The sequence below is a fragment of the Streptomyces zhaozhouensis genome, assembly GCF_900230195.1.
GTDB classification, from domain to species: Bacteria; Actinomycetota; Actinomycetes; order Streptomycetales; family Streptomycetaceae; genus Streptomyces; species Streptomyces zhaozhouensis.
In genome coordinates this window covers 439,736-465,573 of sequence record NZ_OCNE01000001.1, presented here as the reverse complement: position 1 = coordinate 465,573, position 25,838 = coordinate 439,736, and the positions used below count along the sequence as shown (strand labels likewise).

Sequence of the window (25,838 nt, the reverse complement as noted above, 5' to 3'; positions counted from 1 at the left end):
GACGGTGCGGGTGCTGCACGCGGTGACACTGCACACCCCGAGCCACGCGTTCGGCGGGCCGACCCGGGTCGCCCTCGGGCTCTGCCGGGGGCTCGCCGAACGGGGCGAACGCGCCACGCTGCTGGCGCTGGGGGACGAGTTCCCCGCGGGGCCGCTGCCGCGTTCCGTGGAGGGCGCCCGGGTGCGGCTCTTCCGCGCGCGGCACGTGCTGCCTCGGTTCGAGGTCAGCGGGATCACCTCGCCGGCGCTGCTGGCCAGGGCCCTCGGGTATGTGCGGTCGGCGGACGTGGTGCACGTCCATCTGATGCGGGACCTCGTGACGCTGCCGGTGGCGCTGCTGGCGCTGCGCGCCGGGACGCCGCTGGTGCTCCAGACCCACGGCATGGTCGATCCGACGGAGAACCGCGTCGCGCGGCTCGTCGACGGGCTCGGCGTGCGGCGCGTGCTGCGCCGCGCGGACGCCGTGCTGCACCTCACCGAGCGGGAGCGGCGGGAGACGGCGGCCGTGGTGGCGCCCGCGCCGATCGCCCCGGCGCACCGACTGGTCAACGGCGTGCCGGCGCGGGAACGCGCCCCCGCGCCCACCGGCCCGCCCCGGCTGCTCTACCTGGCGCGGGTCCAGGCGGGCAAGCGCCCGGGGGACTTCGTGGGGGCCATGCCCACGGTGCTGGCCCGCCACCCGGACGCGCGCTTCACGCTGGCCGGGCCCGACACCGGGGCGCTGGCGGAGACGGTCGCGCTCGCCGAGGAGCTGGGGGTGCGCCACGCGCTGGACGTGGTGGGCGCGCTGGACGGCCCCCGCGTGCTGGCGGCGCTGCGGGAGGCGAGCGCGCTGGTGCTGCCGTCGACGCGGGACGCCTTCCCGCTGTCGGTGCTGGAGGCGATGTCGGTCGGCACGCCGGTGGTGGTCACCGCGACCAACGGGCTGGCGCCCGACGTGGCGGCCGCCGGCGCGGGCCGGGTGGTGCCGGCCACCGCCGGCCCCAACGGCCCGGCCGTCGGCCGCGCCGTGCGGGAACTGCTCGCCCCGCCGGCCCGCGAGCACGCCTCCCGGGCGGCGTGGGCCCTGACCCGCGACCGTTTCACCCTGGACGCGGTGGTGGAACGCCTGAGCGGCATCTATCGCGAGGTCCTCGACCGGCGGGGAAGCTGAGGCCGGCCGGGAGCCGCGCCGGCGACGCCGCCGCCCGCCCGGCCGCGCCCTGATCCACGAAGATCCGAACGAGACGACCTAACGGAGTTCCCTGCGCGTGGCCACCGTCCGGGAGGCGGCGGCCACCGCCCCCCGGACGGCGGCCGTGAGACCGGCGCCGGTGGCAAGCCCGGCGGCCAGGCACCCGGCGAACGCGTCGCCGGCGCCCGAGGAGTCCGCCACCTCGCCCCGTTCCGTCACCGGCACGTGCCCGGCGCCGTCCGCGTCGACGAGGAACGCGCCCGCCGGGCCCGCCGTCACGACCACCGAGCGGACCCGGGGGGCCAACGCCCGAGCCAACCCCCGCGCCTCCCCGACGGGCGCGGAGGGGCCGGCGAGAGCGGCGGCCTCGCCCAGGTTGACCACCAGCGGGTCGGCCAGGGCCAGTACCTCGTCCGGCACCGGCCGCACCGGGCTGGGGTTGAGCAGCAGTCGCGCTCCGGAAGACCGGCACCAGGCGGCCGCCGCCAGCACGGCCTCCTCGGGGATCTCGAACTGGACGAGCACCGCGGCCGGTTCGAGCCGCCGCAGGGCGTCCGTCACCGCCTCGGCGGTGAGCAGGGCGTTGGCGAGCGGCGCCACCACGATGGTGTTGTCCTGGTCGAAGAGCGAGATCAGGGCCCTGCCGGTGCGGGCGGCCGTGCCGCGCACCTCGCCCACGTCCACACCCCTGTCCTCGGCGTGCCGGCGCACCCGCGCGCCCTCCGGGTCGTCGCCGACGGCGGCCACCAGCGCGGTCGGCACGGAACCGGCGGCGGCGACGGCCTGGTTGAGGCCCTTGCCGCCGACCTCCTCGGCGTACCGGGAGGCGAGCACCGTCTCGCCGGGGGCGGGCGCGGCCCGGACCGTGGCGATCAGGTCGATGTTCGCCGACCCGACGACGACCACGGCCGGCCCGCCCCCCGGCGGCCGGCCGGTCGCGTCCGCCCGTTCCTCAGGCACCGGCGGCCCAGGAGGCCAACGCCCGCCACAGCGGGTCGTATCCCGACCACTCCATGAACGGCGGCGGCGCCCAGTGGGGCGACATGTCGGAGGTGAACACCCCGACGCGCCCCTTGCCCGCGGTGCCGACGGCGACCAGCGGGTCGTCGTTGACCCACGCCAGTACCTCGCCGCCCGGACGCGGGCGGGTGCGGTTGTAGCCGAGCAACGGCGGCCACTCGGCGCCGACGCCCCCCAGCGCCTCGTGCTCGGGGGCCGGCACCCGGACCGGAGCGCCCTCCGGGTGCTCGGCCCGGTCGTCCGTCCGCAGCACCTCGACGGGCAGGATGTCCCCCAGGGGGCTGGGCCCGTAGTTGGCCTTGGCGTCTATCCCGGAGAAGGAGAGGTAGCCGCCGACCATCAGCAGCCCGCCGCCGCCGAGGACGTAGTCGCGGATCCGCGCCAGCTTGTTGGGCTCGCTCGCGCTGCGGCCGAAGACCGCGCGGCTGAGCAGGAAGGTGTTGGCGCCGACATCGCTGACGACGACGAGGTCGTAGGCCGCCAACTCCTCCTCGGTGGCCGGGAAGCCCGTCTCGATGGCGTGTGCCGGGAGGTGGGTGACCCGCCAGCCGGCGCCCTGGAGCGCGGAGGTGAACTCCTGCCCGCCCTCCACGTACTCGGTGGTGGTGAAGGAGTCGAACCCCTTCTGGTGGATCATGTGAGTCGTCCAGGACTCGCCGAGCAGCAGCGCTTTTCTCTCGGTACTCATGTGGATGGTGCCTCGTTCCTCAACCGGTGGTTCAGCCGATGGTTCCGCTGGGGTGTTCCGCGAGGAACTGCCAGTCGTGTTCCGGGATGATGAGATCCGCCTCGGCACGGAGCCGGTCGTAGCCGGCCATCAGCTCGGGCAGGTTCCAGAAGGAGCCCATCGGCCAGTTCAGTTCGAGATTGCGGTAGTTGTACATGACGTCGCTGGTCAGACAGACGACGCCGACGTCGGTGGTCACCATGACCACCATGCAGCCGGGCGTGTGCCCGCCGATCTTGACCAGCCGCACCGCGGGGTCCAGCCGGTGGTCGCCGTCGACGACCTCCAGCCGGTCGCGCACCACGTCGAGCTTGTACGCGTACTCCGGGTAGTAGAACATGCAGAAGTGCGGCGGGTGTTCGGCCTGCGGCAGCTCGTCCCGCTGCACGACGAAGCGGGCGTTGGGGAAGAGCTCGTTGTTGCCCACGTGGTCGAAGTGCAGGTGGGTCAGCACGACCACGTCCACGTCCTCGGGCCGGACGCCGTGCCGGGCGAGCCCGGCGACCAGGTCCTGCTCGGGGGTGCGCGAGGCGACGAAGTCCACCCCGTAGCGGCTCTGCATCGCGGAGACCTCGTCGATGTCGCCGAGCCCGGTGTCCACCAGGATGGTCTCCTCGGTGCCCTCGATGAGCCACACCGGGACCGGCACCATCACGCCGGAGTGGACGGACCCGTCCCGGCGGACGATGTCGTCCCGGTAGCCGTACGGCAGCCGCCGCTCGTGCGGCACCTCGGGGTGCGCCCCGGAGTTCAGCAGGGAGACCGGCAGGGAACTCTCCAGTTCGCCGGTGACGATGTGATGGATTCTCACGCCCATCGGTGCTTGTCCTTCCTTCGCCGCGGCGGGACGGTCACCCGAACCCGCCGCGTGGTGGGGTCAGTACTCCGTCTGGTCCGCCCCGTAGGCGTCGACATACGCCTCCCAGACCTCCGGCATCAGGAAGTGCTCCCCGGCGTCCACGGCCTCCGGGATGGCGTCGGTCTCCACCAGGTACGCGTTGTCGCTGTCCCAGGTGTTCTTCCAGTAGGAGACGCCCTCCTCGTCGAGGATCAGCTCCTGGGCGGACGCGGCGTTCGGCGCGTACAGCTCGATGTTCTGCCAGTACTCCTCGAAGCCCTCCACGGTGAGCCCCGCCGCGGTCTCCTCGTTCAGCCGCTCCGTGATGGTCGTGGCGCAGGCGTCGGTCTCGGCGTCGCAGTAGCGGATGATGCGGTGCATCACGTCGACGAACGCCAGCAGGTCGTCCTGGCGGTCCGTGGCGAACGACCGGGTGGTGACGGCGCCGTTGATCGGTGGGGCGGCCAGGTCGGGGCCGGCGAGGCCGATCTCCATGCCCTCCTCCAGCGCCCTGCCGCGCTGCGGCACGCCGCCGAGGTAGGCGTCGCCGGTGCCGGAGAGGAACGCGGCCAGGCCCGCGTCCGGGTCCATGTCGACGAAGTCCACGTCGCCCTCGTCCATGCCGACGGAGGCCAGCGCGTCGTTGATCTGCTTCCCCATGTCGGTGGAGAGCGTCGTCACGACGGTCCGGCCGGCGAGCGACTCGATCATCGCGTTCCGCGCCTCCTCGCGGTCGCCCACCCGCTCCTCCCACGCCTCGATCGACTCCAGGTCGCCCCCGGGGCGGATCATCAGCGCCGAGCCCTCGGTGAACGGGTTCCAGCCATAGGCGTAGACGACCTCCGGGTCCGCGTTGGCGACGGAGACCACGCCCGTGGTGTTGTTGACGGCTATGTCCACGTCACCGGAGATCAGGGCGGGCATCGCCGCGTTCCAGGCGAGGGAACGCAGGTTGACGTGGAGGCCGGCTTCCTCGAACCAGCCCATCTCCTGGCCGATGATCGGCAGATAGGTGTCCTGGAACGGGGAGATCCCCACGTCGATCGTCGTCAGGCCGTCCTCGGTCGTCGACCCCTCGTCCGAGGAGGCGCAGCCGGTCAGTGCCACCACCAGTGCCAGGGCGGGAACCGCCGCGGCGATGCTCGTCTTTCTCATGGTTCTTCTCGCGTTCCTTATGGGCTCCGCTTCGACAAGAGCGCGGTGCGGTCGGTCGGTGTGTCCAGGGGCGGTCAGCGATTGGCCGCCCAGCGGGTGAGATAGCGGCTGATGCGGGAGATCAGCAGGTCAAGGGCCACGGCGAGGATGGCGATGACGATCGTGCCGAGGAGCACGACGGAGGTGTTGAGGGTCCGGCTGGCGCTCATGATCAGCCGCCCGATGCCCGCGTCGGCGCCCTGGAACTCGGCGGCGACCACCACGGCGAACGCCAGCGCGCTGCCGATGCGGAAACCGGAGAGGATCTCCGGGACGATGGCCGGCAGGACGACCGTCCGGTACACCTGGTTGCGGCCGGCGCCGAGGGAACGGGCGGCCTGCACGTAGACCGGCGGCACGTTGCCGCAGGCGACCGTCGTGTTGACGACCATCACCATGAAGCAGGCCAGCGCCCCGAGGAAGATCTTGCCGCTGTCCCCGATGCCGAACCAGAGGATGACGAACGGGATCAGCGCGACCGGCGGAACGGGTCTGACGGCCTCGATGACCGGGTTGAGCAGATGGAACAGCCAGCGGGCGCGGGCCATCAGCAGCCCCACGGCGACCCCCAGCGCGGAGCCGCCGATCCAGGAGACCAGCACCCGCCAGAGCGTCGCCCAGGCGTCGTCGACCAGCTGCGTGTTGAGCGTGGTCACCGCCTCCCACAGGGACCCGGGCGTCGGGAAGTAGAGCCGGTCGATCGTCTCCGTGCCCGAGGTGAGCAGCCACCACAGGCCCAGCAGGACGACCACCACCAGCGGGCTGAGCAGCCGGCCGAGGTCGCGGCGGCGCCGCTCCGTGCCCGCCGCCCCGGCGGCGGGCGGGGTGAGGGAACCGGTCGGCGCCGGCGGGCCGACCGCCGCGGCGGTCGCGGGCCCGGACGTGTCATGCCGCGTCATCCTGAACCTCCCGCAGGGTGTGGGCGATCTCGTTGCGTAGGGCCTGGAAGTCGGTGTCCGCCCGCAGGTCCAGGGAGCGGTCCGCGCCGAAGGGGACGTCCACGACGCTGTGCACGCGGGCGGGGCGCGGGGTCATCACGACGACGCGGTCGCCGAGGAAGAGCGCCTCCTCGATGTCGTGGGTGACGAAGACGATGGTCTTGGGCTCGGTGCGCACCACGCCCTGAAGAGCCAGCCACATCGCCTCCTTGGTGAACAGGTCGAGCGCCCCGAACGGCTCGTCCAGCAGCAGGACCTCGGGCCCGCTGGCGTAGGCGCGGGCCAGGTCGACCCGCTTGCGCATCCCGCCGGAGAGCTCCTTGGGGTAGGCGGAGCGGAAGTCGGAGAGCCCGACCAGGTTCAGGTAGTGCTCGACGCGTGCGGCCCGTTCGGCGCGTCCGACGCCCCGCATCCGCATCCCGTAGCCGACGTTCTGGCCGACGCTCTGCCAGGGGAAGACGGCGTCGGCCTGGAAGACCACGGCGCGGTCGGCTCCCGGCCCCTCGACGCGTCGGGACGCCACGGAGATGGTGCCGGCCGTCGGCTCGATGAACCCGGCGATCAGGTTGAGCAGGGTGGTCTTGCCGCACCCGCTGGGGCCGACGACGCAGACGATCTCGTCCGAGGCGATGGTCAGGCTCGTCTCGTTGAGCGCGAGCGTGCGTTTGCGTGCCGTCGTGAAGACCTTCGAGACGCCGTCGATGAGGATGTCAGCCACGGTGGTTCGCCTTTCCTTGAGTCCTGGGAGGAGCCGCGGTCGACTGCCGCACGGTGAGGGTGACGGGGAGGACGTGCCGGGTCCGCTCCGCCTCCCGGGGGGTCGGCTCCTCCTCCAGCGCGGCGATGAGCGCCTCGGCGGCGCGTCGTCCGAGCTTGTCGACGTCCTGGCGGACAGTGGTCAGCCGGGGGTGCGCGTACCGCCCGGCCGGGATGTCGTCGAAGCCCACGACCGAGACCCGGCCGGGAACCTCGACGCCGGCCCGCCGCAGCTCCCCGATGGCGCCGAAGGCCATCAGGTCGTTGACCGCGAAGACGGCGGTCGGGCCACCGTCCCGGAACGTTCCGACGTGTGCGGCGATCGCCTCACGCCCACCGTCCTCGGTGAAGGCGCCGCTGACGACGACGGGAGGCTCCGCCCCGCTCGCCACCCAGCGGTCGCGGAACCCCCGCACCCGGAGGTCGCTGCTGACCAGGCCGCCGTCGGCGGCGATGACCAGGGCGTGGCGGTGGCCCAGCCCCAGCAGGTGCTCGGCGACCAGCCGACCCCCGTCGAGGTTGTCGGAGACGAAGGAAGGGGCGTCGGCGCCCGGCACCTCCTCGTCGACGAGGACGAGGGGGAGGTTGCCGAGGAGCGCGCCGAGCCGGGAGTTGGTCGGAGGGGCGCCGGCCGCGTAGATCAGTCCGTCCACGGCGCGTGAGCGGATCATGGCCAGGTAGTCGACCTCGCGGGCGTGGTCGAAGCCGGTGGTGCAGAGGATCACGTTGTAGCCGTGGCTGATGGCGGTGGCCTCCACGCCGTGGGTGAGGTCGGCGAAGAAGCTGTTGCGGATGTCGGGGACGATCAGGCCCACGACGCGGGTCCGCCCGATGGCGAGGTTCTGCGCGGAGCGGCTGGGGGTGTAGCCCAGCTCCTTCATCGCGTTCTCCACCCGGTCGCGCACCCGGTCGCTCACCTTGCGCTTGCCGCTCAGGGCATGGGAGACCGTCGTCGGGCTGACGCCCGCACGCCTCGCGACATCGGCTATCGACACCATGGTTCGGGGGGTTCTCCTCGTTGTGACGGGTGGCGGCGAGTGTGGCAAAGCGCTTTGGCAAAGCGCTTTGCGTCACCATAGACCTCAACCGTCCCGCTTCCAAGAGGCGAAACCAGCTCGTTACGGGAACAACTTCGCCGGGCAACGGGGGACCGTGGAAACCCGCCCGCCCGTGCGCGCGCCACCGCCACCGGCCGGCCCTCCGTCGGACGGGGGCCGGCGCCGCCGCGTCGTCGCCGCCCCGGACGCGCCTTCCGGCGGCCACCTCCCGGCTTCCCGGGCGCGGCTCCTCGCCGGGGCGCTTCCGCGGCGGGTCCTCGGCGGGCCCTCGGCGGGTACTTGGCGGATCCTCGGCGGGCCCTCGGCGGGCCTCATCAGGCCGGGGGATCGCCGGGGCGGTCGCGGAGCGCGCCGCGCCACCCCGGCTTTCGGTCTGTCAGGAACCCGCCGGCGGCTGTTCGCGCGCCTTCAGGCCGATCTGCCAGCGGTAGAAGCTCATCGCCAACGCGTAGTCGAGGCCGGCCCGCCCGTCGAGGAAGCCGCGGCGGTAGACATACGCGTAGCCGAAGGAGAGCAGCGGCTTCAGCGGTGCCCGGTGGAAGAGCTGACCCTGGCGGGTCTTGGCGCGCCTGATCTGCTCGCGGACCTCGGGGTGCCGCTCCAGCCACGCCTCCCAGTCGGAGTAGCGGTTGTGCCGCTCGAACCAGGTGCGCACCGGGTCCAGGTCGCGGTGCTCGATCGTCGCCCGCAGCCGGTACACCGGGTACGCCAACGGCTGGTAGTGGCCCTCCTGTTCGCCCATGCCGGGCGCCCCCAGGTCGTCCGGCTCGGGGAACCGGGCCCTGGTGCGGTCCAGCAGCGCCCGTTTGACGATGGTGTGGCCGTGCCGCAGCCGGCGCCCGGCGAACCAGTACCCCAGCGGGATGTCGAACGCGGCCGGCCGCACCCGGCGGCCGTCCAGGAAGATCCGCCGCAGCTCGGCCAGCAGCTCCCCGCTGGGTGTCTCGTCGCCGTCCAGGAACAGCACCCAGTCGAGGTCGGTGCGGACCCGGTCCAGGCACCACTGCTTCTTCTTCGGATAGCCGCCGTCCCAGGTGTATCCGACGACCTCGGCGCCCTCCGCCTTGGCCAACTCGCGGGTGGCGTCCGTGCTGTCGGAGTCCACCACGACCACCGCCGCGAAGTGGGCGATGACCGAGCGCACCGTGGAGACGATGTTCGCCTCCTCGTTCCTCGTGGGGATCACCACGGCTATCGGTAGTCGGGACACGCTGCTCCTTCGGATGCGACTGCGGACGGACGGGTGCGGCGGCGCGCTCCGCCGGACAGCGCCTGGCGGCGCGCGCTCCGCCGGACGGTGCCTAGTCGGCGGGGGCGACGAACTCGGCGTACTCCGGGCAGAGATGGCGCACCGCGGCCTCCGCCTCCGGGATCTCGCCCGACGCCACGGCCTCCCCGACGGACTCGGGGTCGTGCCGGGAGAGATAGCCCAGCCGCTCGCAGGCGGCCGTGCCCTGGTCGAGGACCGCGCCGGGATCGACCCCGGTGGGCACCCGCTCCACCAGGAACTCACGCTGCTCCTCGGTGAACTCACCGCCCGAGGGCACCAGCTCCTCCTCGGGCACGGTCTCCTCCGGCACCCCGTCGTCGACCGGCTCGTCCGACTCGCCCGGCTCCCGGGGCTCCGCCGGCTCCGCGCCGTCGCCCGCCGTCCCCCCGGCCGCTCCCGAACCGCCTCCCGAGGACTCCTCCGACGCCGTCCGCGCCGACTCCGCCCCGCCGTCGTCCGAGGAGCCGCCGCACGCGGTCAGCCCCGCCGTCAGCAGCAGTGCCAGCAGCGGCAGGAGGGCGCGCCCGCGCCCGCCGCCCCTCACGGCGCCCCGAAGGTCAGCAGCAACTGCGGCCTGGCGGCGGCCTGTCCGGCCTCCCTGGCCCGCAGCCACAGGCTGTCGGTGCCGTCGCCGGTGAGCGCCAGGCCCAGCTCGCCGCCCAGCGCGTCGGCTATCTCCGCCGTCTCCAGCCGCGCCGTGTAACTCCCGCCCGGCGCCTCCGGCGCGGCGAGCGTGCCCAGCGGCTCCTCGGCCCACTCCGGGCGGTCGGCGTAGGTCGTCTCCGTCTCCGACCACTCCTCGACGAGAGACCGCACCGCGAAGTCGTCGGTGGAGCCCGCCGCCGCGTCGTCGCTGACCCGCACCCGCAGCGCCGCGTCCTTGAGCACCGTGCCGGCCGGCGCCTCCGGCAGCTCGAAGGCCAGATAGGACTCGTACGCCGAGGTCCCACGGACCGCGAGCTGCTGGTGGGTGCCGTAGTTGGCGGAGACCGCCGCGCCGTTGACATAGGTGTCGGCGACCGGGGCCAACTGACTGACCGTGTCGGTCGGCACGGACGCCGCCTCGTAGTGCGCGGCGATCCTGGACGCCGGCAACTGCGGGGCGTACACCGCCGTCTCGTCCAGCCGGCCCTCGTAGAAGTCGCTCGTGGGGCGGCCCGGCCAGCTCTTGAGGCTGTCCCCGCCGGTCCGCCAGTACCCGTCGACCTCGCGGCTCGCGGTGATCGAGGTGTCGGAGGCGACCTGCTCGCCGTCCACGTAGAGCCGCATCCCCGCCGGGCCCACGGAGGCGGCCACCTGGTGCCACTCGCCGTCGTTGTACTTCTCCCGGCTGGTGACCGTGTGGTAGCTGCCGTCGTAGACGCCGAACGCGACCCGGCCGTCGTCGAGCAGGTAGATGTTGTTGTCCCGGTTGGCGGAGGGCTGGAGGGTGCGGTCGCCGAGGCCGATCAGCTTGCCGCCCCTGGTCGTCGTCGTGGAGAACCACGTCTCCAGCGTGAACTCGCTCATCCCGCCGTACCGGACGTCCCCGTAGGTGTAGTCGTCGACCCCGTCGTACCCGACGGCCGCCGCGCCCGGCCCCGGCACCGCCGAGGGCGTCACCCCGCGCTGCGGGCCGCCCCGGTGCACGCCGCCCGAGTCGTTCCCCGAGGTGTCGGAGGCGAAGTTGTGCGCGGGCTCGTCGTAACGCCAGTACAGCAGCGGGTCGTCGGCCAGCACCGCGTCCACGTACGGCTGGCCGCCGCCGGCCGTGGTGACCGTGACCGGGGGCGAGAGCGCGCTGACGTTCCCCGCGCCGTCGGTGGCCGTCACCCGGTAGCTGTGGGTCTCGCCCGGCACGGTGTCGGTGTCCGTGTACCGCAGCTGCGGGCGGCGCCAGGGCACCGACTCCGCGTCCTGGGTGTGCAGCGGCGTCGAGGCGCCGTCCCGGTAGACCCGGTAGGTCAGCAGCGAGTCGTCCAGGTCGAGGCTGGCGCGCCAGCTCAGCTCCACCACACCCTCCTCCGTGGAGGCGACGGCCGTCTCCGGGACCGTGGGGGAGCCGGTGTCCGGCTCGGTGGTGAACCGGGTCAGGCCCCACTGCGGCTGCCCGTTGACCGTGGTGAACCCGCCGCCGACCCACAGGAAGTCACGCTCGTCCGACGGGTGGTCGGTGCTGACGGCCAGCACACGCGGGCCGAGCCGCTCGCCGAGGCCGTCGTTGGTGTTGGGGAACCAGCCCAGCAGCTTCGGGTCGTCCACGGCCTGCGTGAACAGGTGGTACCGCTCCTGGTTGGGGAACTCGCCCATGCTGGAGCAGTCGTGTGCGTGATGACCGCTGTACAGCACCTCCTCGTGGACGGCCACGGCCTGGGTGGCGCCCAGGCAGGTGTCGCGCCAGCGCTCGTCGAGCGTGTCCAGGTCGAGCGCGATCCGGCCGTCGAACGCGCCCGTGCCCTCGTTGGCCGTGTAGAAGCCCGTCGCGTCGACCTCCAGGTCCTGCACGGTGGAGCGGGTGTCGATGAAGCCCTCCGGGTAGGCCCGCACCAGCGCCCCCGAGTCCGCCTCGACCACGGCCAGCGCGTGGGAGTCGGCGCCGTTGACCGTGAAGAAGTCCCCGCCGACGATCACCCGCTCGCCGTCGGGCGTGACCGCGATGGCCTTGCCCGCCTCGTCGGCGTCGGCCCGCCAGTCCAGCACCCGCCCCTCGGTGTCGACCGCCCCGAACTTGGCCCGCGGCTGCCCGCTCAACTGGCCGAAGTCCCCGCCGATGTACACCGTGTCGTCGGTGGCCTCCAGCGCGCGCACGATGCCGTTGGCCGCGACGGGGAACGGCTTGCGCGCGCACCCCGGCAGCTCGAACGCGGCGACGCTGGAGGCGCCCGCGCCGGCTACCGTGCCGAAGGTGCCGCCCGCGTAGAGGGTGGAGCCGTCGGGGGAGACGGCCAGCGCCCGCACCGAGGCGCTGCCCGAGCCGACGGTGAACGCCAGCTCGCACTCGGCCACCGGCTCGCCCGTCGCGGCGTCCAGCGCCACGAAGTTGACCGCGTCGCGCTCGTCGGTGCCGGGCTCGGCGCCGGGCGGGCGGACCGTGGAGAAGCTGCCGCCCGCGTAGACCACGCCGTCCGCCTCGGCGAGGGCGTGGACGATGCCGTTGGTCTGCCACGTGGGCAGGTCCTCGGCCGTCATCGTCACCGGCGGCGTCACCGCGCCCGCCCCGCCGGAGACCGCGCCCTGCCCCAACAGGCCGGCGCCCAGGGCCAGTACGGCCGCGAGGCCGACGGCGCGCCGGGAGCGGCGCCTGGCGTGCCGCGCCGGGCCGCCGCGCGGCCGCGTGGTCCGCGCGAACCACGCCACCCGCGAGGGCCGCGAGCGGCTGGTGAGCCGGGACCACCCTCCCCCGAGTCCCCTGAGCCTCATGGCGCCTCCCCTTCGACAGCCGTGCCCACGGCCCTGTCCATCCGACGGCCCCCATACTCCTTCACGCCACTGACACTCCGCATCCCCATCGCTGACGCACCGTGATGCTGGACCGTCGCGGCGGGGCGCACGTTGTCGGCGCACGGTGGTGGGAAGGGCGCACGGTTCCCGCCCGCGCGCCCGTCCAGGGGGGCGGTCCCGCTCATCGGTCGACCCGCACCGTGGCGCCGCTCAACTCGGCCTCCAACGCCTCGATGTCGGCCGCCACCATCAGCGCGGCCAGCTCCCGCCAGTGGGTCCTGGGCCGCCAGCCCAGCAGCCGTTCGGCCTTGGCGGGGTCCCCGACCAGGGCGTCCACCTCGCTGGGGCGCTCGTACTTGGGGTCGAACCTGACGTGGCGCTCCCACTCCAGCCCGCCGGCGGCGAACGCGGCGGCCAGGAAGTCCCGCACGGTCGCCGGCACCCCGGTGGCCACCACGAAGTCCTCGGGCACGTCGCGCTGGAGCATCAGCCACATGGCCTCGACGTACTCGGGCGCGTAGCCCCAGTCGCGGACGGCGTCCAGGTTGCCGAGGTAGAGACGGTCCTGGAGGCCCGCCCTGATGCGGGCGACGGCGCGGGTGATCTTCCGGGTCACGAAGGTCTCGCCCCGGCGCGGCGACTCGTGGTTGAAGAGGATGCCGTTGACCGCGTACATGCCGTACGCCTCGCGGTAGTTGACGGTCGACCAGTAGCCGTAGAGCTTGGCGCAGCCGTACGGGCTGCGCGGGTGGAAGGGCGTCCGCTCGTTCTGCGGCGGGGGCGTCGAGCCGAACATCTCGGAGGAGGACGCCTGGTAGATGCGGGTGTCCACGCCGCTGGCGCGGATCGCCTCCAGCAGCCGCAGGGTGCCGAGTCCCGTGGTGTCCGCGGTGTAGAGCGGGGTGTCGAACGAGACCCGCACATGGGACTGCGCGCCCAGGTTGTACACCTCGTCCGGGGCGGTCTCACGCAGCAGGTTGACGAGGGCGACGCCGTCGCTGAGGTCGGCGTGGTGCAGCACCAGGGTCCGCCCGGGGTCCTGCGGGCCCTGGTAGACGTGGTCGATCCGCTCGGTGTTGAACGAGGAGGAACGGCGCAACAGCCCGTGCACGGTGTACCCCTTGGCGAGCAGTAACTCGGCCAGATACGAGCCGTCCTGCCCGGTGATGCCGCTGATCAGCGCGGTCTTTCCGGTCTGGCTCATCGGGACTCCTTCGGCGGTGTGGCCGGGGCCCGGAGGTCGCCGGGCCCGGTGGCGGGATCGGTGGACGGTCGGTCGCTGTGGTCACGCGGAGTCGACTCCGGTGTCGCTGTCAGTCGCCCCTGGCACAATCCGGGTTCATGACGACGCTGTTGCCGCCGCACGCGCGGATCTTCGTGGCCGGCCACCGGGGGCTCGCCGGCTCCGCCCTCGCGGCGGAGCTGGCCGGGGCCGGGCACGAGGTGATCACCAGGACCAGGGAGCGGCTCGACCTGCGGGACGCGGAGGCCACGGCCGCGTTCCTGCGGGACACCCGCCCGGACGCCGTGGTGCTGGCCGCCGCCCGGGTCGGCGGGATCATGGCCAACGCGAGCGAGCCCGTGGCCTTTCTCGAGGAGAACCTCCGCATCCAGCTGAGCGTGATCGCCGGGGCGCACGCGGCGGACGTGGACCGGCTGCTCTTCCTCGGCTCCTCCTGCATCTACCCGCGCGAGGCGCCGCAGCCGATCGCGGAGGAGGCGCTGGGGACCGGCCCGCTGGAGCCGACCAACGAGCCCTACGCGCTGGCCAAGATCGCCGGGATATCCCAGGTCCGGTCGTACCGGCGGCAGTTCGGCCGGTCGTATGTCGCGGCGATGCCGACCAACCTCTACGGCCCGGGGGACAACTTCGACCCGCGGACCGCCCATGTCCTGCCGGCCCTGATCCGCAGGTTCCACGAGGCGCGCGTGGAGGGGCGCGCCGAGGTGACGCTGTGGGGGAGCGGCCGACCGCGCCGCGAGTTCCTGCACAGCGCGGACCTGGCGCGCGCCTGCCGGCTGCTGCTGGAGTCCTACGACGGGGAGTTGGCGCTCAACGTCGGCTGCGGCGAGGACCTGTCGGTGGCCGAGCTGGCCGGACGGATCGCCGGGGTCGTCGGCTTCGAGGGGCGGATCGCCTGGGACACCGCCAAGCCGGACGGCGCCCCGCGCAAGCTGCTGGACATCTCCCGGCTGCGGGCGCTCGGCTTCGCGCCCTCGGTGCCGCTGGACGAGGGCCTGGCCGCCACCTATGCCTGGTGGCGGGAGCGAGCCGGGTCCGAGGAGGCGGCCCCTGGGTGAACGTTCCGTCATGGCCGTCCCTAGTAGGCGCCCCGGCCGCTGACCACCGCGCGCACGGTCCTGGCCAGCACGTCCAGGTCGCCGGTGAGCGTCCAGTTGTCGGCGTAGGCGAGGTCGAGGGCGACCCCCTCGTCCCAGGACAGCTCGGATCGGCCGCTCACCTGCCAGAGGCCGGTCAGCCCCGGCCGCACGCGGAGCCGGCGCAGCTCCACCGGGCTGTAGCGGGCCACCTCGTCCGGCAGCGGCGGGCGCGGTCCCACCAGGGCCATCTCGCCGCGCACCACGTTGACCAGCTGGGGGAGTTCGTCGAGCGAGGTGCGGCGCAGCCAGCGGCCGAGCCGGGTGATCCTCGGGTCGTAGCGGATCTTGAACAGCGGCGTGGCGCGGTGCTCGTTGGCGCACTCCAGGGTGGGCCGGCGGCGTTCGGCGTCGGGCACCATCGTGCGGAACTTCCACAGGGTGAACGGCGCGCCCCGGTGGCCGATGCGGGTCTGCCGGTAGAGCACGGGCCCGCGCGAGTCCAGCCGGACGGCCAGGGCCAGCAGCGCGAGCAGCGGGGCGAGCGCCACCAGGGCGAGGGCGGCGAGCAGCCGGTCGGTGACGGACTTCCAGACCAGCGGGGCGCCCCGGCGCGGGGGCGGGGTGACGTGCAGGAGGTTGAGCCCGGCGACGCTGGCCACGGTGACCCGATGGCGCGCCACCTCGGTCAGTCCCGAGGCGACGCAGAGCGCCAGGCCGGAGTCCTGCACCGACCAGCACAGCCGCCGCAGCCGCTCGCCGCCCAGCCGCGCGCCCGGCACCAGGAGCACCAGGTCGGCGCTCTGCCGGCGGGCGGCGGCCAGCACGCCGGAGCCGTCGGTGCCGACGGGCACCAGGTCGGGCACCTCGGGGGAGTGGTCCCGGCGCTCCAGCGGCAGCCGGCCCAACGGCGGGACGCCGCTGGTGAGATGGCCGGGCCCCAGGAGGACGGCGCCGACCGCCACATAGGCGTGGTCGGTGCCGGCGGCCAGCCGGGCGGTGACCGTGTCCACGGCCTCCGGCTCGCCCACCACCAGCACCCGGCGCACGGCCTCCGCCCGGTGGCGGCGCCGGGTGAGGTGGTGGTGGAGCGCCATGGCGGTCGCGCCGGCCGCCAGCGGCGCGGGCGCCAGCGCGAGGGCGGCGGCCGAGACCTGCGAGCCCTCGCCGGTGACCGCCCGCAGCCCGGCCAGCAGCCCGAGCAGCAGCAGCCAGTCGTGGACGGAGGCCAGCAGCCCCCGGCTCTCGCCCAACCGCCCGCGCCGGTACCGCCGGTGCCAGGAGCGCACTGCGAGCCAGCAGACCGTCGCCACCACGGCACAGGCCAACGGGCTCGGCTGGCCGGTCAGTTGGTAGACGGCTAAGACCGGGGCGAACACCCCGGTGACGTCGGCGGCGACGGCCGTCGGCGCGTACCAGCGCGCCCCGTGCGGCGGCGGTGCCGGCCGGCGGCCGGTGACCCGCGGTCTTCGGACGCTTCCCGAACGTGAGATGTCTGGGTGACGCATGTTCCCCCCGAGTGGTGGATGCGAGTGACGCCGGAAGGACCGGCGGGCGGGCCGCACACAGGCAGAGCCGACAGGACCGAGAGCGAAGGGCGGGCCGGGGCGCCGGGCCGCCGCGGCGCGGGGCGCCGGAGACCGACACGACAGGTGGAACGGCGACGGATCGACGACGGGGGTGCGGAAGGGGACGGGACGGCGGGACCGGGGACGGTGAACAGCGGTGAACAGCGGTGAACGACAGCCAACAGCAACCAACGCGGCCCGCGACAAAGCGGAAGGCGCGTCCTCATCTCCCCGTGAGTGCGCGCCGTTGCCGCAGAAAAGGCTAGGGCATCACTCGGTCGTTTGCCCGCCGTTCGCGGTAACTTTCCGCTTCCGAACGGACGCCGCGGGTGCGGTTCACCCCCGGGCGGCCCCGCGTTCAGCCGTCGGCGCCCGCCGCCTCCCCGCGCCGGGGACGGCGCGGGACGATCAGCGGCGCCCCCGTCTCCGGGTCGGCCAGCACCCGCACCGGATGCCCGTACACCTCGCCCAACAGCCCCTCGGTGAACACCTCTTCCGGCGCGCCCACCGCCGCCAGCCGCCCCCCGCGCAGCACGGCGGCCCGGTCGGCCCAGGCGGCGGCCAGCCCCAGGTCGTGCAGGACCACCACCACGCCCCGCCCGGCCTCCGCCAACTCCCGGCAGATCCGCATCACCTGCTCCTGATGGCGCAGGTCGAGCGCCGCCGTCGGCTCGTCCAGCAGCAGCAGCCCGGTGCGCTGCGCCAGCACCCGCGCGAGGGCCACCCTGGCGCGTTCCCCGCCGGAGAGGGCGCCGAACGGGCGGTCGGCGAACCCCGCCACCTCGGTGGCCGCCATCGCCTCGGCGACCCGGACGTCGTCCTCGTCCTCCGCCGCCGTGCCGGCCCACGGCGCCCGCCCCATGGCGACGACCTCCGCGACCGTGAACGGGAAGGAGACCGTCGCGGCCTGCGGCAACACGGCGCGGCGAAAGGCGAGTTCGCGCGCCGTCCAGTCGGCCGCCGGCCGGCCGTCCACCAGCAGCCGGCCCTCGGCGGGCGCGACGTCGGCGGCCAGCGCGGCCAGCAGCGTCGACTTGCCCGCGCCGTTCGGCCCGACCAGCGTCAGCACCTCACCGGCCCGCACCGTCAGGTCGATCCCCGTCAGCACCGGCCGCCCGCCCAGCCGCACCGCCAGCCCGGCCGCCTCGGCCAGCTCCGCCCCCGCCGCGGGCGCCGAAGGCGGCTCGGCCGCCCTCGTCCGAAAGCCGATCACGCCCAACCCCCCTGCCGCCGACGGGTCCTGCGCAACAGCCAGAAGAAGAACGGGCTGCCGATCAACGCCGTCAGCACCCCCAGCGGCAGCTCCGCCGGCTGCGCCGCCGTCCGCGCCACGAGGTCGGCCGAGACCAGCACCAGCGCGCCGCCCAACGCGCTGCCCGGCAGCAGGAACCGGTGTCCGGGGCCCGCCACCATCCGCAGCAGGTGCGGCACCAGTAGCCCGACGAAGGTGATGATCCCCGCCATCGCCACGGCCGACGCCGTCAGCAGCGCCGTGACGAGGATCAGCACCACCCGCAGCCGCTCCACGTCGACGCCCAGGTGGCGGGCCGGGCGTTCGCCGAGCGCCAGCAGGTCGAGCCGGCGGGCGAACCAGGGGGCGACCAGCAGCCCGACCGCCGCGCAGGGCAGCACCGCCAGCACCTTCGGCCAGGTGGCCTGGGCCAGCGAGCCCAACTGCCAGAACGTGATGCCGGAGATCTGCGCGTTGTCGGCGAAGAAGACGCACAGCCCGATCAGGGCGCCGGCGAAGGCGTTCACCGCGATCCCCGTGAGGATCAACGTGACCACTTCCGTGCGCCCCTCCGAACGCGAGAGGACATAGACCAGCAGCACCGTGCCGAGCCCGGCCACGAAGGCGAAGACCGTGATCGTCCAGTCGCCCAGGAAGTCCAGCCCGAACGCGATCGCGGCGACGGCGCCGACCGCCGCGCCCGAGGAGATCCCGATCACCCCCGGCTCCGCCAGCGGATTGCCGAAGACGCCCTGCATCAACGCGCCGGCGCAGCCCAGCGCGGCCCCCACCAGCACCGCCAGCACCACACGCGGCAGCCGCGCGTCCCACAGCACGCTCTCGCCCACCCGGTCCAGCGGTTCGCCGCCGAGCCGCGCCCGGTGCAGCACGGAGTCGACCACGTCGCCCAGCGGGATGGCGTAGGCGCCGGTGGCGGCCGACACCAGGGCGACGGCCACCAGCGCCGCCACCAACCCCGACGTCAGCAGCGCGATCCGGCCGGAACCTGGCCCCCGCATCCCCCGTTCACGCGCGGCCGGCGGCCCGGCCGGGTCCGGCTCGGCGGCGGCCCTCCGGCCGGTCGCGGTGGGCGCCGTCATGGCGCGGACCCCTCGGCGTGGATCTGCTCCGCCAGCGAGGCCAGCACCTGGTCGGTGCGCGGGCCGTAGTTGAGCAGCACCCCGTCGTCCACGCTGGCGACCCGGCGCTCCATCCCGGCCGGCGTCTGCGCGATGCCCGGGATCTCGACCAGGCCGTCGACGCCGCCCACCGACGCGAGCCCCTTGGTCATCACCAGGATCACGTCGGGCGCCGCGGCCGCCAGCGCCTCGCTGGTGATCGGCGTGAAGTCCTTGTCCAACCCCGACTCGGAGCCCGCGTCCACCCCGCCGGCCGCCTCGATCAGCGAGACCGCGCCCGACTCCGCGCCGCCCAGCAGATAGACCGAGGCGCCGCCCCGCAGATAGAGAAAGGCGACCCGGGGCCGGTCCCCCTCGGTCGGAAGCTCGGCGCGGACCGCGTCCATCCGTTCCGCCGTGCGCTCCGCCAGCGCCGCGCCCGCCTCCGGCACGCCCAGGACCTCGGCGACGGCGGTGATCCGCCGTTCGACGTCGGCCAGTTCGTGTGCGGCGTCCACGACCACCAGCGGCACGCCGGCCGCCCGGATCTGGTCGAGCGCCTCGTCCGGCCCGGTGGTCGACTCCGCCAGCACCAGGTCGGGCCTGAGGGAGAGCACCCCCTCGGCGGAGACGTCGTGACCCCGGGTCACCACCGGGAGCTCCGCGGCCTGTTCGAAGGTGGCGGAGACGTCCCGGGCGACCACGCGGTCGCCGAGCCCGAGCCCGAAGACCAGCTCGGAGAGTGAGCCGGTCAACGGGACGACCTTCTCCACCGCCTCCACCGTCACCTCCTCGCCGTCGGCCGAGGTCACTGTCGTCGGCAACACCGGTTCCGGCGCGGGGCCCTCCAACGGCTCCACCCGGTCGACGATCCCGCCGCCCGCCGCGTCCGCGCCACCGTCGTCCGAGGAGCCGGCGCCGTCCTCCGAGGAGCCGCAGCCGCCCAACGCCAGCGCGAGCGCCAGCGCCAGCGCGGCGGTCAGTCGCGGGAACGGTCGTCCGAAACGAGAAGCCACCGCGCTTCCACCTTTCTGGCGAGGGGTACCACCCGGGTTCGAGTTAGCTTAGGTTAGCCTAACCTTGCTTAGCGATCCCCGGTGCCGTGGGAGGACCTTCATGCTGCCCAGAGTGCCGTCCGAGGGGCCCGCCGCGATGCGCCGCGGCGCCCTCTCGACACTGCTCTTCGTGCTGGCCCTGACCCTGCTCACCTGCCCGTTCGGCAGCGCGGGCACCGCGCGCGCCGCGCACCCGGAACGGCTGCCGGCCACCGAACGCCAGGTCGCCGGCGGCAGGTTGGACTGGGGCGTCAAAACTTCCTTCCAGACCTATGTCACCGGCCCGATAGCCAACGGCGGTTGGAGCCTGACGGGCGGCGCCTCCACCGTCGGGGAGAGCCAGTTCCGTTTCCACTCCGCCACCGGCGACTACGACCCGGACACCGGGACGCTGAACGCCGGCTACAGCGGCGGCGTGCACTTCGTCGGTCACCGGAAGGACGACGGCAGCCATGAACTCGACCTCGTCATCAGCAATCCCTCGCTGTCGATATCGGGCGGAACGGGCACCCTCCACGCGGACATGCGCTCCAGGGAACGCGGCACCGGCCGCGTCAGCGAGGGCAGCCAGGTGCCGCTGGCCACGGTCGACCTGAGCGGCGTCGACCTGCGCGGCGGCACCCAGATCGCCGTCACCGGCGCCCCGACCACCCTCACCGAGCGGGGCGCGACCGCGTTCGCCGGCTACTACCAGGCCGGCGACCCGCTCGACCCGCTCTCCTTCACCGCCGACAGCCAGGCTCCCGCCGACCCCGGCGACGGGCGGGAGGAGGAGCCGGAACGCGACCCGGCGGACGACCCGGAGGAGAACGAGGCCGACCGGCCCGAGGAGGCCGGCGCGCTCGTCGACGCCGCCGTCGACTGGGGCGTGCGCCGCACCTTCCGCGAGTACGTCACCGGGCCCGTCGCCGAGGGCGCCTGGGAGCTGACCGACGGCGCCCAGGACGGCGGCGCGCTCTTCCGCTTCCCGCTCGCCGAGGGCGTGCTCGACCCGGAGAACGGTACGGCCGAGGCCGAGTTCGAGGGCGCCGTCCACTTCGCCGGCAACGACCTCGATCTCACGCTGAGCGCGGTGCGCGTCGAGGTCGCCGACGGCACCGGCACCCTCCGCGCCAACGTCGACGACGGCGTGGCGGGGACGCGTGCGGAGGACCAGCCGCTGGTCACCTTCCCCGCCGGGAAACTCGCCCCCGAGGACGGGCTGCTCGTGCTGGCCGAGGTGCCGGCCGCGCTGACCGAGGAGGGCGCGAGCGCCTTCGCCGGCCTCTACCCCGAGGGAACGGAGATGGACCCGCTGACCCTCGCGCTGGCCGTCACCGGGGACGCGGAACTGCCGCCCCTGCCCGACCTGGGCGCCGAGCCCACCGCCCCCGCCGCGCCGGCGGCCGACGAGGAACCGACCGCCGACCCCGAGCCCGAGGCCGCGCCCGACGGCGGCGGCGTGGGCTTCCCCACCTCCCTGGCGATCGGCGCCGGCGCCCTGCTGGCGCTCGCCGCCGCCGCGTACCCGCTCATCCGCCGGCGCCGCGCCACCCCCACCGCGGAGCCGGCGGAACCGACAGAACCACCCGTCCCGACCGCGTCGTCGACGCCACCCGCGAACGAAGAGGAGACACCCCGCTCATGACCACCGGAACCCGCCCCGCCCGCGCCCCTCGCCGCGCCGCCCCGCTGCTCGCCGTCGCGTGCGCGACCGTGCTGAGCGTCACCGCGTTCGCCGGCCAGGCCGCCGCCGAGGACACCGCGCCCGCCCAGGTCATCGAGATCGCCGACGGGCAACTCGACTGGGGCGTCAAGGAGTCCTTCCGCCGCTACCTCACCGGCCCGATCGCCGGCGGCAGCGCCGAGGTCTCCGCCGGCGCCGAGGCCACGGAGAACGGCTACCGCTTCACCGGCGGCAGCGGCAGCTACGACCTGACCACCCACGGTGTGAGCACCGCGTTCGACGGCGCGGTGCACTTCACCGGCCACCACGGGGAGTTGGACCTCGAACTCGCCGACCTCCGGGTGGTCACCGCGGGCACCGGGGGACACATCCTGGCCGACGTCACCGTCGCCGGCGCCACCACCGAGGACGTCGCGTTCGCCACCCTCGACCTGACGGGGGTGGCGCCCGGTCAGGGCGAGGGCGGCGCGATGGTCTTCGCCGACATCCCGGCGACCCTGACGGCCGACGGCGCCACCGCGTTCGAGTACCAGGGCACCCCGATGTACGACGAGGGCACCGAGCTGGACCCGGCCACCCTCACCGTCACCCCCGCGGCCGGCGGGGAGGACCCGGACACCGAGAACCCCGGCGACACCGGGGGACCGGGCGGGACCGGCGGCTCGGAGGGAACGGGCGGGACCGGCGGCTCGGAGGGAACGGGCGGGACCGGCGGCTCCGAGGAGCCGGAACCGCTGTCCGGGGAGATCGTGGACGGGCGGCTGGACTGGGGCGTGAAGGAGTCCTTCCGCTCCTATGTCACCGGGCCCATCGCCGGCGGCGAGGTCGAACTGACCGGCGGCGCCACCGAGTCGGCCGACGGCTACCGCTTCCCCGACGCGACCGGCGCCCTGGACACCGAGGCCGCCACGCTGGACAGCGACTTCGCCGGCGGCGTCCGGTTCACCGGTCACGAGGGCCAACTCGACCTGCGCTTCAGCGCCTTCGGCGTCGAGGTGGCGGACGGCGAGGGGGCCCTGGTCGCGGACGTCTCCTCCAAGGACCGCGAGTCCGGCGAGGTCACCGAGTACACCGACCTGACCGTCGCCGAGCTCGACGTCCCCGCCGACGCGTTGAACCCGGAGGGCGACGTCCTCGCCCTCGACGGGGTGCCGGCGACCCTGACGGCCGACGGCGCCGAGGCGTTCGGCGGCTTCTACGAGGCGGGGGAGGAGCTGGACCCGGTGTCGGTCTCGCTGGCGTTCAGCGAGGACGCCCGCCTGCCCGACGGCGACGGGGGCTCGACCGGCGGCGACTCGGACGGCGCGACCGGCGGGCTCAGCCCGCAGGGGGGCGCGAGCGGGGGCGCGTTGGCCGCGACGGGAGCGGGCGGCCAGGAGGCCACGCTGCTCGGCGCGGCGGGCGTGCTCGCCCTCGGCGGCCTCGCCGCCGTCCGCTACGCGCGGGTGCGCCGCGTCGCCTGACGCCGGCGCCTCCGGGGTCCGCGCCCGGCGACCGCCCCTCGGGGCGACCGCCGGGCGCGGCCCGCGTCGCCGCGCTCACCGCGCGGCGGGCCACCGCTGCGCGGCCACCGTCTCCCGCAGCACCTCGGCGAACGCCCGCACCGGCTCCGGCGCCGGCGAGGAACCGTAGACCGCCAGCGCCACCCGCCGCATCTCGCCGGCCAACGGCGCGGCCCGCACCCGGGCGTCGCGGTGCGCCGCGAGGGCGAGCCCCGGCACCACGCTCACCCCGAGCCCGGCGGCGACCAGGGCCTGGACCGCGACATAGTCGTCCGTCTCGAACGTGATCCTGGGCGAGAAGCCGGCCCGTTCGCACACCGACACCAGATGCGCCCGGCAGCGTTCGCATCCGGCGATCCAACTGTCCCCGGCGTGCGCCGCCAGCTCCCCCGCCGAGGCGGGCGCCACCGGCGCCGCCGCCTCCGCGTCCGGCTGGTCGGCCCGGGTCACCAGGTACAGCGGTTCCTCCAGCAGCGGCGTCAGCGTCATGTTCCGCTGGTCGCCGGGCGGCGGGTCGTCGTGCGCGAAGACCAGCGCCGCGTCCACGTCCGCGTTGCGCAGCGCGGTGAGCGCCGCCGGCGGCTCCGCCTCCGTCAACGCCAGGTCGACGCCGGGGTGTTCTGCCGCCAGCCGGGCCGCGGCCGGCGGCACCAGGGTGGCCAGCGAGGAGGGGAACGCGGCCAGCCGCACCCGCCCGGTGCGCAGGCCGGCGTGCGCCGCCACCTCCGCGCGCGCCGACTCCACCCGGCCGAGGATCTCCTCGGCCCGCGCCACCAGCAGCCGGCCGGCGTCCGTCAGCAGCACCCCGCGCCCCACCCGGCGCACCAGCACCACTCCGACCTCGGACTCCAGCCGCGCCAGATGATGGCTGACCGAGGGCTGGGCGTAGTGCAGCGCCTCGGCGGCGCCGGTCACCGAGCCCTCCCTGGCGACCGCGACCAGCACTCGCAACCTGGTGAGGTTCCACATGGCCGCGCAGCGTAGACCACCGGCGTCCCGCCCGCGACCAGCATCCATAGATGTCCTCGATGAAAGCCAAGAAATCCGGCATTGGAGCTATGCGTCGGCCCGTGGGACAGTGCGCACATGCTTCAGCCGACCATCTCCGACGCGCTGGCGGCCCGCCGCGTCCTCGCCGGCCAGCTGCCGCCCACCCCGATGTGGAACTACCCGGCGCTCGACGCCACCGCCGGCGCGTCCGTGCTGGTCAAGCACGAGAACGTGCAGCCGACCGGCGCGTTCAAGGTGCGCGGCGGCCTCAACCTGCTGGCGAGCCTCGGCGCCGAGGAGCGGCGCACCGGGATCGTCGGCTACTCGACGGGCAACCACGCCCAGTCGCTGGCTTTCGCCGCCCGCAGGCACGGTGTCCCCTGTGTGATCGTGATGCCCGTCGACCCGAACCCGTGCAAGGCGGACGCGGTCCGCGCGCTGGGCGCGGAGCTGATCGAGGCCGGTGCCGACATGGGCGAGGCCGCCGAGCACGCGCGGAGGCTGGCCGAGGAACGGGGAATGCGGCTGGTCAGCGCGGCGGACGAGCCGGCGCTCGTGGCGGGCGTCGCTACGGCCTACCTGGAGATGTTCGAGCAGGCGCCCGACCTGGAGATCGTGGTCGTCCCGGTGGGCGGCGGCAGCGGCGCCGCCGCCGCGTGCCTGGTGGCCGAGGCGCTCGCCCCGCGCTGCGAGGTGATCGCCGTGCAGGCCGCGGCGTCCCCGGCCGCCCATGACTCGTGGCGCGCCGGCCGGCTGCTGACCCGCCCCAACGGCACCCGCGCCGAGGGTCTCGCGACCGGCGCCGGCTTCGCCCTGACCCAGCAGCTGATGGGGCCCAGGCTGGCGGACTTCCTGCTGGTCGACGACGACCGGATCGGCGAGGCGCAGTGGGTGCTGATGCGCGACGCGCACACCCTCGCCGAGGGCGCGGGCGCGGCCGGGCTCGCGGCGCTGCTGGCCCACCCGGAACGGTTCGCCGGGCGGCGGGTCGGCGTGGTCTGCACCGGCGCCAACGCCAGCGAGCACGAGCTCAGGAGCCGGCTGCGGCTGGCCGGCCCCGCCTGACGGGCCGCGCCTGAAGGGGCCGCGCCGGGCGCGGCGTCACAGGCGCCGCACGCGGGAGGCGAGCAGGTTGCCGACGAGCAGATAGGTCACGGCCGCCACGCCGTAGCCGCTGACCACCCGGACCCACTCCTTGTCGAACGTGAACAGGTCGTAGGACCAGAAGGCCAGCGCCCGTGACACGTCGTGGGAGACGGTGACCAGGTCGTTCCCCGGGTTGGCGTCCACGAGGTAGAGCAGTATCCACAGGGCGATGATGCCGGCGGCCACGTTGGCGACCACGGCGATACCCAGTGCCAGGGGAGCGGTTCTTACTCTTTGTGTGGCCATGACAATCGCCTGACCGTTTCCGGCCCACCCAAACGTCCGGCCCCGCCCGCCGAGCCCTCCCGGGCCCGGCGCCCTCGGGCCCGCCGCCCACCGGCCGGCCGTCTCAGCCGGACGGCGGCCGCGGCACCGGGTCGACGCCGAAGACCCAGGGCGCCAGCACGACCAGCCAGCCGTCCGGGTCGGGGAAGAGCACCGCGCCGCGCTCGGGCCAGTAGGCGCTGGAGGCGGCCACCGGCCGGTGGCCGCGCCCGGTCAGCCGCGCCGCCGCCGTGTCCCGCGCCTCGGGGCCGCGCAGATAGAGCACCAGCTGGTTCTCCGGGTGCGGCGCGGGCGGCGGGGGCGAGTGGGGATGGTGGGTGACCTCCAGGTGCACCGGGGCGCCGGGCAGGCCCAGCACCGCGCCGTCCCAGCCGTCCTTGTCACGCCACTCCGCGAGCACCGGCAGCCCCAGGTCGTCGCGGTAGAAGGTCAGCGTCTCGTCGAACCTGGCGGTCGGGCGGGCGAAACGCACCGCCCCGACGGCCAGGTGCGCGGGCCATGTCTCGCTCATCCGCCCAGACTGGCACCGGTACCCGGTCCGCACCACGTGCCCGCGACCGGTC

The 25,838-nt window shown here is 74.4% G+C and carries 23 protein-coding genes; 5 read left to right on the top strand and 18 right to left on the bottom strand.

Going from position 1 to position 25,838, the window contains the following annotated elements; translation table 11 throughout:
• Positions 1 to 4 precede the first annotated feature (4 nt).
• Entirely contained in the window at positions 5 to 1,153 is a 1,149-nt protein-coding gene (locus CRP51_RS02125) for a glycosyltransferase (protein WP_097229175.1), read from the top strand.
• Positions 1,154 to 1,231: 78 nt separating this feature from the next.
• Here the strand turns inward: CRP51_RS02125 and CRP51_RS02120 are convergent, their stop codons facing one another.
• From CRP51_RS02120 to gmd, 11 genes are all read right to left on the bottom strand, one after another.
• Complete coding sequence (locus CRP51_RS02120) at positions 1,232 to 2,134, bottom strand: ribokinase (RefSeq protein WP_097229174.1); 903 nt, start codon at positions 2,132 to 2,134, stop codon at positions 1,232 to 1,234.
• Positions 2,127 to 2,882 (bottom strand): glutamine amidotransferase, encoded by a 756-nt coding sequence (locus CRP51_RS02115; RefSeq protein WP_097229173.1) that lies wholly within the window; start codon positions 2,880 to 2,882, stop codon positions 2,127 to 2,129. The genes CRP51_RS02120 and CRP51_RS02115 overlap by 8 nt, the downstream gene beginning before the upstream one ends.
• A 31-nt stretch (positions 2,883 to 2,913) precedes the next feature.
• Positions 2,914 to 3,738, bottom strand: a complete 825-nt coding sequence (locus tag CRP51_RS02110) for an N-acyl homoserine lactonase family protein (protein WP_097229172.1) — start codon at positions 3,736 to 3,738, stop codon at positions 2,914 to 2,916.
• Positions 3,739 to 3,798: 60 nt separating this feature from the next.
• Positions 3,799 to 4,914: an ABC transporter substrate-binding protein gene (locus tag CRP51_RS02105; RefSeq protein WP_097229171.1), complete on the bottom strand. Its 1,116-nt coding sequence runs from the start codon at positions 4,912 to 4,914 to the stop codon at positions 3,799 to 3,801.
• Between the two features lie 74 nt (positions 4,915 to 4,988).
• Positions 4,989 to 5,852 carry an ABC transporter permease gene (locus CRP51_RS02100; RefSeq protein WP_097229170.1) on the bottom strand — a complete coding sequence of 288 codons (864 nt, stop codon included), beginning with the start codon at positions 5,850 to 5,852 and terminating at the stop codon, positions 4,989 to 4,991.
• The gene (locus CRP51_RS02095; protein WP_212615805.1) at positions 5,839 to 6,609 is read right to left on the bottom strand and encodes an ABC transporter ATP-binding protein; all 771 of its coding nucleotides are present in this window, start codon (positions 6,607 to 6,609) and stop codon (positions 5,839 to 5,841) included. Before CRP51_RS02095 ends, CRP51_RS02100 begins: the two co-directional genes overlap by 14 nt.
• The gene (locus CRP51_RS02090) at positions 6,602 to 7,645 is read right to left on the bottom strand and encodes a LacI family DNA-binding transcriptional regulator (RefSeq protein ID WP_097229169.1); all 1,044 of its coding nucleotides are present in this window, start codon (positions 7,643 to 7,645) and stop codon (positions 6,602 to 6,604) included. Before CRP51_RS02090 ends, CRP51_RS02095 begins: the two co-directional genes overlap by 8 nt.
• A 436-nt stretch (positions 7,646 to 8,081) precedes the next feature.
• Positions 8,082 to 8,915: a glycosyltransferase family 2 protein gene (locus CRP51_RS02085; protein WP_097229168.1), complete on the bottom strand. Its 834-nt coding sequence runs from the start codon at positions 8,913 to 8,915 to the stop codon at positions 8,082 to 8,084.
• Between the two features lie 91 nt (positions 8,916 to 9,006).
• Entirely contained in the window at positions 9,007 to 9,519 is a 513-nt protein-coding gene (locus CRP51_RS02080) for a hypothetical protein (protein WP_097229167.1), read from the bottom strand.
• Positions 9,516 to 12,374, bottom strand: coding sequence for a CBM96 family carbohydrate-binding protein (locus CRP51_RS02075; RefSeq protein ID WP_097229166.1), 2,859 nt, complete (start codon positions 12,372 to 12,374; stop codon positions 9,516 to 9,518). The genes CRP51_RS02080 and CRP51_RS02075 overlap by 4 nt, the downstream gene beginning before the upstream one ends.
• Before the next feature lie 202 nt (positions 12,375 to 12,576).
• A complete protein-coding gene (gmd, locus tag CRP51_RS02070; RefSeq protein ID WP_097229165.1) occupies positions 12,577 to 13,599 on the bottom strand; it encodes a GDP-mannose 4,6-dehydratase in 1,023 nt (340 codons plus the stop codon).
• 137 nt (positions 13,600 to 13,736) lie between these two features.
• On the opposite strand from gmd, the gene CRP51_RS02065 reads away from it, so the two are divergent.
• Positions 13,737 to 14,696 carry a GDP-L-fucose synthase family protein gene (locus CRP51_RS02065; protein WP_097229164.1) on the top strand — a complete coding sequence of 320 codons (960 nt, stop codon included), beginning with the start codon at positions 13,737 to 13,739 and terminating at the stop codon, positions 14,694 to 14,696.
• A gap of 20 nt (positions 14,697 to 14,716) precedes the next feature.
• On the opposite strand, the gene CRP51_RS02060 is transcribed toward CRP51_RS02065, so the two are convergent.
• The 4 genes from CRP51_RS02060 to CRP51_RS02045 all read right to left on the bottom strand — a co-directional run bounded on the left by CRP51_RS02060 (position 14,717) and on the right by CRP51_RS02045 (position 19,647).
• Positions 14,717 to 16,222, bottom strand: a complete 1,506-nt coding sequence (locus CRP51_RS02060) for an exopolysaccharide biosynthesis polyprenyl glycosylphosphotransferase (RefSeq protein WP_097229163.1) — start codon at positions 16,220 to 16,222, stop codon at positions 14,717 to 14,719.
• Positions 16,223 to 16,640: 418 nt separating this feature from the next.
• Positions 16,641 to 17,495 carry a heme ABC transporter ATP-binding protein gene (locus CRP51_RS02055; RefSeq protein WP_245880305.1) on the bottom strand — a complete coding sequence of 285 codons (855 nt, stop codon included), beginning with the start codon at positions 17,493 to 17,495 and terminating at the stop codon, positions 16,641 to 16,643.
• Positions 17,492 to 18,613 carry a FecCD family ABC transporter permease gene (locus CRP51_RS02050; RefSeq protein WP_097229161.1) on the bottom strand — a complete coding sequence of 374 codons (1,122 nt, stop codon included), beginning with the start codon at positions 18,611 to 18,613 and terminating at the stop codon, positions 17,492 to 17,494. Before CRP51_RS02050 ends, CRP51_RS02055 begins: the two co-directional genes overlap by 4 nt.
• On the bottom strand, positions 18,610 to 19,647 hold the full coding sequence (locus CRP51_RS02045; RefSeq protein WP_245880304.1) for a heme/hemin ABC transporter substrate-binding protein: 1,038 nt from the start codon (positions 19,645 to 19,647) through the stop codon (positions 18,610 to 18,612). The genes CRP51_RS02050 and CRP51_RS02045 overlap by 4 nt, the downstream gene beginning before the upstream one ends.
• 136 nt (positions 19,648 to 19,783) lie before the next feature.
• On the opposite strand from CRP51_RS02045, the gene CRP51_RS02040 reads away from it, so the two are divergent.
• Together CRP51_RS02040 and CRP51_RS02035 are read left to right on the top strand one after the other, a co-directional pair.
• Positions 19,784 to 21,313: an HtaA domain-containing protein gene (locus CRP51_RS02040; RefSeq protein ID WP_097229422.1), complete on the top strand. Its 1,530-nt coding sequence runs from the start codon at positions 19,784 to 19,786 to the stop codon at positions 21,311 to 21,313.
• On the top strand, positions 21,310 to 22,815 hold the full coding sequence (locus tag CRP51_RS02035) for an HtaA domain-containing protein (RefSeq protein WP_097229160.1): 1,506 nt from the start codon (positions 21,310 to 21,312) through the stop codon (positions 22,813 to 22,815). The genes CRP51_RS02040 and CRP51_RS02035 overlap by 4 nt, the downstream gene beginning before the upstream one ends.
• 75 nt (positions 22,816 to 22,890) lie before the next feature.
• On the opposite strand, the gene CRP51_RS02030 is transcribed toward CRP51_RS02035, so the two are convergent.
• Complete coding sequence (locus tag CRP51_RS02030; RefSeq protein ID WP_097229159.1) at positions 22,891 to 23,823, bottom strand: LysR family transcriptional regulator; 933 nt, start codon at positions 23,821 to 23,823, stop codon at positions 22,891 to 22,893.
• 117 nt (positions 23,824 to 23,940) lie between these two features.
• On the opposite strand from CRP51_RS02030, the gene CRP51_RS02025 reads away from it, so the two are divergent.
• Entirely contained in the window at positions 23,941 to 24,909 is a 969-nt protein-coding gene (locus CRP51_RS02025) for a threonine ammonia-lyase (protein WP_097229158.1), read from the top strand.
• Between the two features lie 36 nt (positions 24,910 to 24,945).
• Here the strand turns inward: CRP51_RS02025 and CRP51_RS02020 are convergent, their stop codons facing one another.
• A complete protein-coding gene (locus CRP51_RS02020) occupies positions 24,946 to 25,236 on the bottom strand; it encodes a hypothetical protein (RefSeq protein WP_097229157.1) in 291 nt (96 codons plus the stop codon).
• A 103-nt stretch (positions 25,237 to 25,339) separates the two neighbouring features.
• Positions 25,340 to 25,786 (bottom strand): VOC family protein, encoded by a 447-nt coding sequence (locus tag CRP51_RS02015; protein ID WP_097229156.1) that lies wholly within the window; start codon positions 25,784 to 25,786, stop codon positions 25,340 to 25,342.
• Between the last annotated feature and the right edge of the window lie 52 nt (positions 25,787 to 25,838).

Coding starts and splice junctions, on each gene's coding strand:
- CRP51_RS02115 (WP_097229173.1), bottom strand. CDS start 2,882: ATGAGTACCGAGAGAAAAGCGCTGCTGCTCGGCGAGTCCTGGACGACT.
- CRP51_RS02110 (WP_097229172.1), bottom strand. CDS start 3,738: ATGGGCGTGAGAATCCATCACATCGTCACCGGCGAACTGGAGAGTTCC.
- CRP51_RS02105 (WP_097229171.1), bottom strand. CDS start 4,914: ATGAGAAAGACGAGCATCGCCGCGGCGGTTCCCGCCCTGGCACTGGTG.
- CRP51_RS02100 (WP_097229170.1), bottom strand. CDS start 5,852: ATGACGCGGCATGACACGTCCGGGCCCGCGACCGCCGCGGCGGTCGGC.
- CRP51_RS02090 (WP_097229169.1), bottom strand. CDS start 7,645: ATGGTGTCGATAGCCGATGTCGCGAGGCGTGCGGGCGTCAGCCCGACG.
- CRP51_RS02075 (WP_097229166.1), bottom strand. CDS start 12,374: ATGAGGCTCAGGGGACTCGGGGGAGGGTGGTCCCGGCTCACCAGCCGC.
- gmd (WP_097229165.1), bottom strand. CDS start 13,599: ATGAGCCAGACCGGAAAGACCGCGCTGATCAGCGGCATCACCGGGCAG.
- CRP51_RS02065 (WP_097229164.1), top strand. CDS start 13,737: ATGACGACGCTGTTGCCGCCGCACGCGCGGATCTTCGTGGCCGGCCAC.
- CRP51_RS02060 (WP_097229163.1), bottom strand. CDS start 16,222: ATGCGTCACCCAGACATCTCACGTTCGGGAAGCGTCCGAAGACCGCGG.
- CRP51_RS02050 (WP_097229161.1), bottom strand. CDS start 18,613: ATGACGGCGCCCACCGCGACCGGCCGGAGGGCCGCCGCCGAGCCGGAC.
- CRP51_RS02040 (WP_097229422.1), top strand. CDS start 19,784: ATGCGCCGCGGCGCCCTCTCGACACTGCTCTTCGTGCTGGCCCTGACC.
- CRP51_RS02035 (WP_097229160.1), top strand. CDS start 21,310: ATGACCACCGGAACCCGCCCCGCCCGCGCCCCTCGCCGCGCCGCCCCG.
- CRP51_RS02030 (WP_097229159.1), bottom strand. CDS start 23,823: ATGTGGAACCTCACCAGGTTGCGAGTGCTGGTCGCGGTCGCCAGGGAG.
- CRP51_RS02025 (WP_097229158.1), top strand. CDS start 23,941: ATGCTTCAGCCGACCATCTCCGACGCGCTGGCGGCCCGCCGCGTCCTC.
- CRP51_RS02020 (WP_097229157.1), bottom strand. CDS start 25,236: ATGGCCACACAAAGAGTAAGAACCGCTCCCCTGGCACTGGGTATCGCC.
- CRP51_RS02015 (WP_097229156.1), bottom strand. CDS start 25,786: ATGAGCGAGACATGGCCCGCGCACCTGGCCGTCGGGGCGGTGCGTTTC.